We start from the raw sequence: 10122 nt of genomic DNA, 5'->3' as shown, positions 1-10122 counted from the left end.
GGACAAGGTGATCTCGCACGCCACATTTCCACTGACCGCCAGTCCGATCGCGGAAAAACTTGACGGAACGCGGTACGGAACGTCGTGGCCCGCGCCGGGAGCGGCCGACGTCGTGCTGGCAGCCGCCGTTCCGCCGGTCGGCGCCGAGCGGGCCAACTCGGCCGACCGGGCGACGGGAACACCCGCGCCGAGTCAGGCGGGGACGCTCCCCGTTCGCGTATCCACCCCCGTTCGCGCGAGCCGGGCGTCCGTGCGGGTCCAGCTCGCGCCGCGGTCGATTGCGCAACTATCGGGCACGGCGGTCGTCATCGCGCTGCAGCCGAACGGGGGGGAGCTCGACAACGCCAAGGTGCTGCTCGACTACGCCACCTTCCGATACGCCTCCGGCGCCGACCTGGGCAGCAGACTGCGCCTCGTCCGACTCCCCGAGTGCGTCCTGACCACCCCGCAGCTGCCCACCTGCCAGGTCCAGACTCCGGTCAAGACACAGAACGACGCCACCGCGCAATCGGTGTCCACCGACCTCGCCCTGCGCCGCGGCACAACCGTCTTGGCCGCGACCGGCGCGGCCGATGGGACCAACGGGGCGTTCTCCGCGAGCTCCCTCGCCCCGGCCGAGAGCTGGGCCGTTTCGGGCAACACCGGCGCCTTCACCTGGTCCTACCCTGTTGCGGTCCCCCCGACCGCCAGCGGAAACGATGTGGCCCCCCAGGTGTCCCTGACGTACAACTCGGCCACGGTCGACGGGCGCACCGCGGCGACCAACAACCAGAGTTCCTGGGTGGGGCAGGGTTGGTCTTACACCCCGGGCTTCATTGAGCGGACCTATCGCACGTGTGCGGATGACACGACCCTGCCGCAGGCGCAGCAGACGGCTGACCTGTGCTGGGCGGGTGAGATCGTCAGCATGAGCCTCGGTGGTCGGGCGACCTCGCTGGTCCGTGATGACGCAACCGGCACTTGGAGGCAAGCCAACGACGACGGGACCCGGGTCGAGCAGGTTTACTCGGCGGCCAACGGCGCGCTCAACGGCGAGCACTGGCGTATCACCACCACCGATGGTTCCAAGTTCTACTTCGGGCTCAACTCGGCACCCGGTCGCACCACGCAGGACGCCACCAACTCCACCTGGACAGTGCCCGTCTACGGGCCCCGTGTCGGCAACCCCTGCTACAACGCCGCGGGCTTCGCGCAATCGTCCTGCACGCAGGGCTGGCGTTGGAACCTCGACTACGTCGAAGACCCACACGGCAACGCCGCCATCTACTACTACACGCCTGAGACCAACTACTACGGCGCCAACAACGGCAACTCCGGTGTGGTCTACACCCGGGGTGGCACCCTCAAGCGGATCGAGTACGGCCTGCGCAAGATCAGCGGCTCCGTCTACGGCTCACCCGCCCCCGCCGAGGTGCGGTTCGCCGTGTCCGAACGCTGTGTGCCCGCGGGCGCGATCACGTGCGACTCGGCCCAGTTCACCGCGGCCAACGCGGCCAGTTGGCCCGACACCCCGCAGGACCAGCAGTGCCTGCCCGCCACCAGTTGCGCCAACCACTCGCCCAGCTTCTGGTCGACCAAGCGGCTGACCGAGATCTCCACGTGGTATCGCACTGGATCCCTTCCGGTGCGCGTGGAGTCGCACACGCTGACCCAGAGTTTCCCCGGTCTCGGTGATCCATCCCTGCGCCTCGACCAGATCGTGCGCACCGCGTACACCGAAACGGGTGTTGGCACCTCGACCGGACCGGTCGTGTTCAACAGCCAACTCCTGGACAACCGCGTCTCCGGTTACAACTCCCAGCCCGCCATGGCGCACTGGCGGCTCCAAGAGGTCGCGACGCCCACTGGTGGTCGCTACCGGGTCACATACCTGCCCGTCGAATGCACGGCCACATCGGTACCCACTGACAACGCCAACAACGGCAAACGTTGCTACCCGGTCTACTGGCGGCTGCCGCTCAACGCGAACCCCACGCTGGACTACTTCCACGTGTACCCGGTTAGCCGTGTCGAACTGCAGGACGCCAACGGGATCTCCCCGACGCAGAACACCGACTACACCTACTTGGATCCGCCCGCCTGGCATTACGACGACGCCGAGGTGACGAAGCCCGCCTACCGCACCTACGGGCAGTTCCGCGGGTACAAGCAGGTCGAGGTCCGCACAGGCAACACCGTCAACGGCATCGGTGGTGCGTACGACAAGCAGACCCTCGTCCGCACCACCTACTTCCGCGGCATGCACGGCGACACCCTGCCCGGCAACCAGCAGCGAACCGCATCGGTCACCAACTCCCTCGGGGAGTCGACCACCGATGACAACGCCTTCGCGGGCATGGCCTACGAATCGCAGACGTTCCTCGGTACCAGCGGTGCGCAGCTCGGCTCCAGCACCAATACCCCGACCAAACTCGCGACAACGGGAACACGTGTTAGGGCGGGACTGCCGGCTGCTACGGCGGACATCGTCCGGATTACGCGCACCAAGAAGGTCAACAACCTCGCCGCGGGCGGCGTTCAGACCAACACCCAGCTGACCCGGTACGACACCGTTGGGCGTCCGGTATCGGTCACCGACTCCGCCGACGGCATCACCGACGGCTGCACGACCACGAGCTACGCGGACAACACAACACTGTGGATCCGCGACAGGGTCGCCCAGGTCTGGAAGTCCACTGCGGCGTGCCCGACAACGGGACAGGTCATCGCGCCCGCACCCATCGTCTCGTCAGAGCGCAGCTACTTCGACTCGCAAGCCACTGCGGGTGTGGTCGCCACGGTTGGCGACACCACCAAGGTCGAGAAGGCCACCGCCTACGCGGGGCAACCCACTTGGGCGACCACGAGCACGACGACCTACGACGCCTCCGGTCGCGTTCTGTCGCAGAAGGACGCGCTCAACCAGGAGACCAAGAACGCGTACACACCTGCTGATGGCGGGGTGCTCGCGCAGGTCGTGATGACGAACGCCAAGAACCAGAACACGACCACAACATTCGAGCCCGCCCGTGGCACGTCGGTGCGCGTGGTGGACATCGCCAACCGGATCACCGAGTCGACGCTCGACGTGTTCGGCAGGGTCACGGCTGTGTGGCGACCAGGTCGGTCCAAGTCCGCAGGCGACACCCCGAACACCGAGTACACCTACCTGGTTCGGGACAACGGCCCGCTCGCGCTCACCGAACGCAACCTCGTCGACTACAGCACCGGTACAAACTACGTCACCTCCGTCACCCTCACCGATGCGTTCGGTAGGACGCGACAGGTGCAGAAGGACGACGTCAGCGATCCCGCGGGTGTGACGAAGCGAGTTGTTAACGAGGTCACGTATGACTCGCACGGATGGGCCATCAGGTCCAACAACCGCTATGTGACGACCGGAGTGCCCAGCACGACCCTCATCACCGTCCCCGACGCCAGCGTTGACGACCGGACCGTGACCACCTACGACCCGAGCGGTCGCCCAACCACCGTCGTCTCGTACCAAGGCACCACGGCCAAGGCCACCACGACGACCGTGTACGGCGGAGACCGGGTCACCACGTTCCCGGCCGTGGGCGGTGTGACCAAGGCGACCGTCACCGATGCCCTGGGCCGCGAGGTGGAGGTCCGGCAATACCTGACGCAGCCGACCGTGACCGGCAACGTTGTCTCCGGTGGGACGGCGGCGACCTCGACCTTCCGCTACAACGACCGGGGTCAACTCGACCGGGTCACCGACGCGGCAGGCAACAAGTGGGAGTACCAGTTCGACTTCCTCGGGAGGAAGACGGTCACCACCGACCCCGACGCGGGGCAGACCACCGACACATACGACCTGGTAGGCCAGGTCACCACGACGACCGACGCGCGCGGACAGGTGCTTAGCTACGACTACGACGTGCTCGGGCGCCGCACCGCGCAGTACAGCGGGAGCGGGGTGGGCAAGACAACGTTGGCGACGTGGGTCTACGACACGGCGACCGGTGGTGTCGGCAAGCTCACCTCCAGCACGCGGTATACCGCCAACGGCAACTACCTCGTCGGTGTCGGCGGGTACAACAGCCAGGGGCTGCCGCAGAACCAGGTCATCCAACTGCCCACGTCGGAAACCGGGTTCGCCGGATTCCAGACCACGACGTTCTCGTACACCACGACCGGCCAGTTGACCGGCATGGCATTGCCGACGAAGGGGGGCTTGCCCGGCGAGGCCCTCAGCTTCACCGTCGACAAGTACGGCAATCGGCTCAAGAGCACCAGCGCCGCGTTCGACTACGTGTCCGGATCCGTCTACAACGCCTCGGGCGAGGCGGTCGAGTACCAGCTGAGTTCCCTGGGCAACGCAGGCAAGTTCTCGTTCGAACGCGATCCGCGCACCCACCGGTTGTCCCGTTCGCACCTGTCGGTTCAACGCGCGGACCCCCTGGTTGACGACCTCAACTACACCTACGACGCCGCGGGCAACCTCACGAAGATCGTCAACTACCGGGGCGCCCCCGCGAGCAACACCCGCACCCAGTGCTTCGGCTACGACAGCCTCGCTCGGCTGTCGGAGGCGTGGACCTCAACGGACAACTGCGTGGCGGCGCCGAGCACGAGCACCGTTGGCGGACCCGATCCGTACTGGACGTCGTGGACGATCAACCAGATTGGCCTGCGCACCAATCAGACCAAGCACGGCATCGGTCAAGCCGACACCATCACCAACTACACCTACCCGGCGGCAGGAGGCACGCGGCCGCACTCGTTGACGTCTACGACCACGACCGGTCCGGGGGCGACCACTACCGCCCACGGCTACGACAACGCGGGCAACACCTCGACCCGCACCATCGGCGGGGCCCAGCACACGCTTACCTGGAACGAGGAGAACCGACTCACGCAGGTCCAGTCCCCGACGGGGACCACCGGCTACGTGTACGACGCCGACGGCAACCAATTGATTCGTCGGGAGCCTGGCAAGGTCATCCTCTACCTGCCAGGGCAGGAGTGGTCCCGCGACACCGCGACGGGAGTCATCACCGGGACCAGGTACTACACCCACAACGGCACCGTGGTCGCCCGCCGGGTCGGCGGCGCGAACCCTGAGTACCTGCAGTCCGACCACCACAACACCACGTCGGTCTCGGTCAGCGCGGTCGGCTTCTCGGTGACCCGCCGGGAGATGGACCCCTACGGCAACCAGGTCGGCGCGACCCAGGGCGGGACGTGGGCGGACAACCACGGCTTCCTGAACATGCCCGCCAACACCACCACTGGACTGGTGGACATCGGCGCCCGCAACTACGACCCCGCAACCGGTCGCTTCGTCTCGGTCGACCCGGTGCAGGATTTCACCGACCCGCAGTCGTGGACGGGGTACGCCTACGCCAACAACAGCCCGGCGACTTTCTGGGACCCGACCGGACTGTGGTGTGATGGCTGTGGCTACCAACCCACGGGGCAGTTGGCCAGCGGCTGGCCCACGGTCAACGGCTATGTCCCCAGCAAGCTGAACTGGCAGGGACAGCCCGTCGCGGATGTGTCCAAGCCGGGTGGTGCGCAGCTGTCCAAACGCTACTTCGACGCCGAGCTGCGTCCGGTGGGCGAAGCGGGCAAGCGGATGCTTGAGCCGATCCCCGGCTACCGCGAACCCGGCTGCGGCACCGTGTGCGGCGTCATCCGGGGCACCGTGGCAGCGGTGGCTGTCGGCGCGGTGTGCGGGACAACCCCGATCGGGTGGTTCGGGTGCGGTGTCGCGGCGGGCGCGTCCGGCGGAGCTGTGTCCGCCGGGTCGACCGGTGGTGACCCGGTGGCGGGTGCCGTGATGGGCGGCGCCCTCGGTGGCGGCTTCAGCGTCCTGGGCAAGCTCGTCTCGACCGGCGTGGGCAAGTGGGCCGCCTCGTCGTCGAGCCGGATGGCGACCGTGACGTCCAACATCATCAACGGGTCGGCTACCAACCTGCGCAACCAGGTGATCAACGCTGTCCGCAACGAGATGGCCAAGCGAGCGGGTTTCAGCGGCGCCGGGCAGCGCTACATCCTCGACGCGAACCTGTCCCCCCGTTTGGCCGAGGGGTTGCGCGGGCTCGGTTACAATGTGCGATCGTTGGGTGAGATGGGAGTTCCGGGCAGCACGAAGGACCCCGCGATCTATGACCTCGCCAAGCAGCTCGGCGCGAAGGTGATCACACACGACCGCGGGCGCCAGATGGACGGCGGGTTCTTCGAGCTCGCGGTGACCATCGACAACAGGGTGTCCACACCCGCCGGGATCGCACGCCTCCTGGAGGGCAAGTAGTGGTGAGCCATCACGTATCCCGGCAGCCGGGTGCTCTCGACGCGATACACGACCGGTGGGTGAGCGGGCTCAACCGAAACGTGGACGACGTGGCGTACCAGGACGAGTGGTACCAGCAGCAATGCGGTGCCTGCCGCTACTGGTTCCCCCTCGCAGGGACCCTCGGATCCGACCACGGTGCCTGCGCCAACGCAGAATCGCCGTTCGACCGCACGGTCCAGTTCGAACACGACGGTTGCGAGGCGTTCGACGCCTCGGGGACGTGGACCATCCCGGAGGACATGCCCTGATCGGCTATTCGGCGCCGCGGACGAGGGCGTGGGCGGCGGTGAGGGCGGTGTGGGTGTCGACGCGGATGCGCAGGGCTTGGGCGTAGAGGGACAGGACCTCGTCCGAGCGGGTCATGGTGGTGATGAGGTCCAGGAGGGCCTGGTCGTCGGTTTCGGTGCCGGTCAGGGGGGTTCGGGCGAGCAGGGCGGACCACACCTGGGCGCCGGTGTTGGGGTAGAGGCGGTGCACCGCCCGCTCGGCGTCGGTGAGGGTGGGGCGGGGGAAGGCGTAGGGGGCGGTCATCTCGGGTCTCAGTAGTGGAAGACGCGGACTAGGGCGTTGAGCTTGGTGGCCAGCGTCGACAGGTCGTCCGCGGCGGACTGGCTGGCTCGGGCGCTGTCGGTGGTCGCGGTGGTGACCTCGGCGACCGCGCCGAAGGTGGCGGAGAGCTCGCCGCTGCCCTTGGCGGCCTCGTCGATGGCGCGGCTCATCTCGGCCGTGGTCGCCGACTGCTGCTCCACCGCCGAGGCGACCGTGGTGGAGTGGTCGGTGATCTGGCCGACGACCTCCTGGATCTGCTGGACCGAGCGGGCGGCGCCCGCGGTGCCCGCCTGGATCGCCTCGACCCGGCGGGAGATGTCGTCGGTGGCCTTGGCCGTTTCCTGGGCCAGGTCCTTGACCTCGCTGGCGACGACGGCGAAGCCCTTGCCCGCCTCGCCCGCGCGGGCGGCCTCGATGGTGGCGTTGAGCGCGAGCAGGTTGGTCTGACCGGCGATGGCACTGATCATCTTGACCACCTCGCCGATCTCGGAGCTGGCCTGGGCCAGCGCGGCGATCTGGGTGCCGGTATCGGTGGCCGCCTCCAGCGACTGCTGCGCGACGTCGGCCGCCTTGCCCGCGCTGCTGGCGATCTCGGCGATCGACGAGGTCATCTCCTGCGCGCCGACCGACATCGACCGGACGCTCTCGCTCACCCGTCCCGCGGTGTCGGCCGCCGTCCCGGCGCGCTCGGCGGCCTGCCCCGACCCGGTGCTCAGCGTGCCGCTGACCTCCGAGAGCCGCACGGACGCCGACGACAGCGCGATCGCGGTCCCGGCGAGCTCGGACACGGTCGCGCGGACGGTGGCCATGGCGGTGTCGAGGTCGCGGCCCATCACGGCGAGCTCGTCGCGGCCGCGCAGGCCCGCGTGCCCGGTGAGGTCCTTGTCGGCCAGCGCGGCGATGGCGGTGCCGACCTTGCGCAGGCCGCCCAGGATGCCGCGCACGACGTAGTAGCCCACGCCAAGCGACAGCAGGATGCCGACGACCAGGACGACGATGATCGTGGTGCGGGACGACTCGTAGTCGTCGGTGACCTGCTGGCGGCGCTGCTCCGCGGTCGCGACCTCGTGGTTGACCATCTGCACGACCAGGTCCTCAGCGGCCTTGGCGGCGGGAACCAGCAGCGTGTCGCGCAGGTTGCCGACCTTCTCCACGTCGTGCGCGCGGCCCGCGGGCAGCACCTGCTCGTCGCGGATGCGCTGGTACTCGGCCCACTTCGTGCGGACCTGCTCGACCAGCGACGGGTCGGTGGTGTGCTTGGCGTAGGCGTCGAGGTCCTCGGTGAAGGCGGCGTCGTCGTCGCGCAGCGCCTGCTCGTACTTGGCCAGCGTCTCCGGGGTGGTCGACAGCGCGTGGTTGAGCACGTTGCGCCGGGTGCTCTCCATGTCGACGCGGACCTCGTAGATCTGCTCGACCGGCAGCAGGCCCTGCTTGTAGAGGCTCTCCGCGGAGGAGTCCATCGACCCCATGCGCACGACGGCGAGCACCCCGACCCCGGCGGCGACGACGGCGAGCAACCCCACCGTGCCCAGCACCTTGGTCCCGACCTTGCGGTTGGCCAGCCAGCGCGCGACCGGGTTGCGCACCGGTCGGCCGGTTCCGTGCTCGCTCACCGAAGCCCCTTCCCTCAGCACTGGTGAAGGAATCGGCGCGGGGGCCTTCGTTCTGAGGAGACTGGGCGCGCAATCGTCACGCGATGTGGCAGTGGTCGCGCTGCGGGACCTGCCTCAGCGGATAGGGGTTAACCCACAGGCGTGATGGGGTTGGTGTCCACAGCGGACAGTGGGTCAGGGTGGGGGCCGCGGGTCCCCGGACGCCTGGGGGTACACGTCCTGGGGACCCGCGGAGTGGGCGACGGCTCAGCCGTGCCCGGGTCCAGGCCGGTCGTCGCCCCGGCCGCGGTCACCACCACGCTGGTCACCGCCGCGCCGGTCATCCCCGCGCTCACCCGGGCCCACTCGGCGGTCATCGCGGCGCTCGAACCGGCCGCCCGGGCCGCCTGGGCCCACGCGCTCGCGGGCGTCGCCCACGGCGGGGCGGCTGTCGCGGTTGCCGTGCTGGACCAGCGCCATCGTCCCGGCGCCGAGCACGGCCCCGAGGAGGAGCACGGCGACCAGGAGGGTGGCGCGGTGCCGGGCGACCCGTCCAACTCCCGCACCGGCGCGCCGCCAGCGGGACCGGGTGACCACAGGCGCGGGCGCGGCGAACGCGGCGGTGTGCTGCGGCTCGACGGGAGGCGGTTCGGTGCCGTGCTGGTCGGGACCGGGTTGCTCGACCGTGGGCTGATCGGCGTCCGGCTGCTCCACCGCGGGCTGGGCCGTCGGGTGCTCGAGGCGGGCGGTGGGCTGCTCCGGCTCCGGCCGCGGGGTGTCCGGGTCCTGCGGTGTGGTCATCTACTGAGCCTTTCGTTCGGGATCACGCCGCGACGGCGTCGCGTTGGCGGGTGGGCAGGGGGGTGCTGTCCGGTGTGGTCAGCGCGCGCACGCCCGCGACGGCGACCAGGGCGAGGACGACCTGGGCGCCGAGGGCGGTGGCGCTCGGGAGCGCGGTTCCCAACAGGAGGGTCACGGTGACCGCGGTGACGGGGTCGACGATGGTGGTGGTGCCGATGGCGGTGGTGGCCGTTCCCCGCGCGTACGCCCGCTGCAGCAGCAAGCCGCCTGCGACCAGCAACCCGACCGCTTGGACGGCCAGCACCGGACCCGCGGTCGTGCCCCAGTACCCCGCCGCGGTGTGCATGACGGTCGAGCCGAGCCCGGAGACCACAGCAGCCGACGTGCTCAGCCGCGTGCACCCGCCCTTGGCCCGCAACGCGACCACCACGGCCACACCCACCAGCAGCTGCGCTTGCCAGACCGGGATCACCTGCGCCACCTGCGACCCGGCCGCGATCAGGACGAACCCGCCGACCCCGACGCAGACCGCCAGCACCGCGTTGCGGGTCCGCGCGTCGACCGCGCCCCGGCCGAGGAGCACGACCAGCACGAACCCCAGCACACCGATCGGCTGCACGATCGACACCGGGGCCAGCGCCAACGCGACGATGTGCAACCCGCTGCCCACGACGCCGATCCCGACGCCGACCAGCCAACCCGGGCTGCGCACGACCTCGCCCAGCCCGCGCCAGCCCAACGCGCCTATAGGCACCGCCGCCCGCACGGCCCGGTGCTGGGCGCGGACACCCGCGGCGAAGCAACAGGCCGCCGCGACCGCGCACAGGACCGCGACCAGCGTCAGCACCGGGCACCTCCACAGTGGACGGCGCCGTCAGC

Annotated in this window: 6 protein-coding genes; 2 read left to right on the top strand and 4 right to left on the bottom strand. The window is 69.4% G+C overall.

The window, feature by feature from the left end; all coding sequences use genetic code 11:
* Nucleotides 1-112 precede the first annotated feature (112 nt).
* The gene (locus tag JOD54_RS30655) at nucleotides 113-6259 is read left to right on the top strand and encodes a DUF5615 family PIN-like protein (RefSeq protein WP_204455422.1); all 6147 of its coding nucleotides are present in this window, start codon (nucleotides 113-115) and stop codon (nucleotides 6257-6259) included.
* Entirely contained in the window at nucleotides 6259-6549 is a 291-nt protein-coding gene (locus JOD54_RS30650; RefSeq protein ID WP_307860417.1) for a DUF3027 domain-containing protein, read from the top strand. The genes JOD54_RS30655 and JOD54_RS30650 overlap by 1 nt, the downstream gene beginning before the upstream one ends.
* A 4-nt stretch (nucleotides 6550-6553) precedes the next feature.
* Here the strand turns inward: JOD54_RS30650 and JOD54_RS30645 are convergent, their stop codons facing one another.
* The 4 genes from JOD54_RS30645 to JOD54_RS30630 all read right to left on the bottom strand — a co-directional run bounded on the left by JOD54_RS30645 (nucleotide 6554) and on the right by JOD54_RS30630 (nucleotide 10090).
* Nucleotides 6554-6832: a hypothetical protein gene (locus tag JOD54_RS30645; protein WP_204455420.1), complete on the bottom strand. Its 279-nt coding sequence runs from the start codon at nucleotides 6830-6832 to the stop codon at nucleotides 6554-6556.
* An 8-nt stretch (nucleotides 6833-6840) separates the two neighbouring features.
* Complete coding sequence (locus tag JOD54_RS30640; protein ID WP_204455419.1) at nucleotides 6841-8463, bottom strand: methyl-accepting chemotaxis protein; 1623 nt, start codon at nucleotides 8461-8463, stop codon at nucleotides 6841-6843.
* A gap of 246 nt (nucleotides 8464-8709) precedes the next feature.
* The gene (locus tag JOD54_RS30635) at nucleotides 8710-9243 is read right to left on the bottom strand and encodes a hypothetical protein (protein WP_239573559.1); all 534 of its coding nucleotides are present in this window, start codon (nucleotides 9241-9243) and stop codon (nucleotides 8710-8712) included.
* 22 nt (nucleotides 9244-9265) lie between these two features.
* Nucleotides 9266-10090, bottom strand: a complete 825-nt coding sequence (locus JOD54_RS30630; RefSeq protein ID WP_204455418.1) for a hypothetical protein — start codon at nucleotides 10088-10090, stop codon at nucleotides 9266-9268.
* Between the last annotated feature and the right edge of the window lie 32 nt (nucleotides 10091-10122).

The organism is Actinokineospora baliensis, from assembly GCF_016907695.1.
Classification (GTDB): Bacteria; Actinomycetota; Actinomycetes; order Mycobacteriales; family Pseudonocardiaceae; genus Actinokineospora; species Actinokineospora baliensis.
This window is presented reverse-complemented; position numbering and strand designations above follow the sequence as displayed.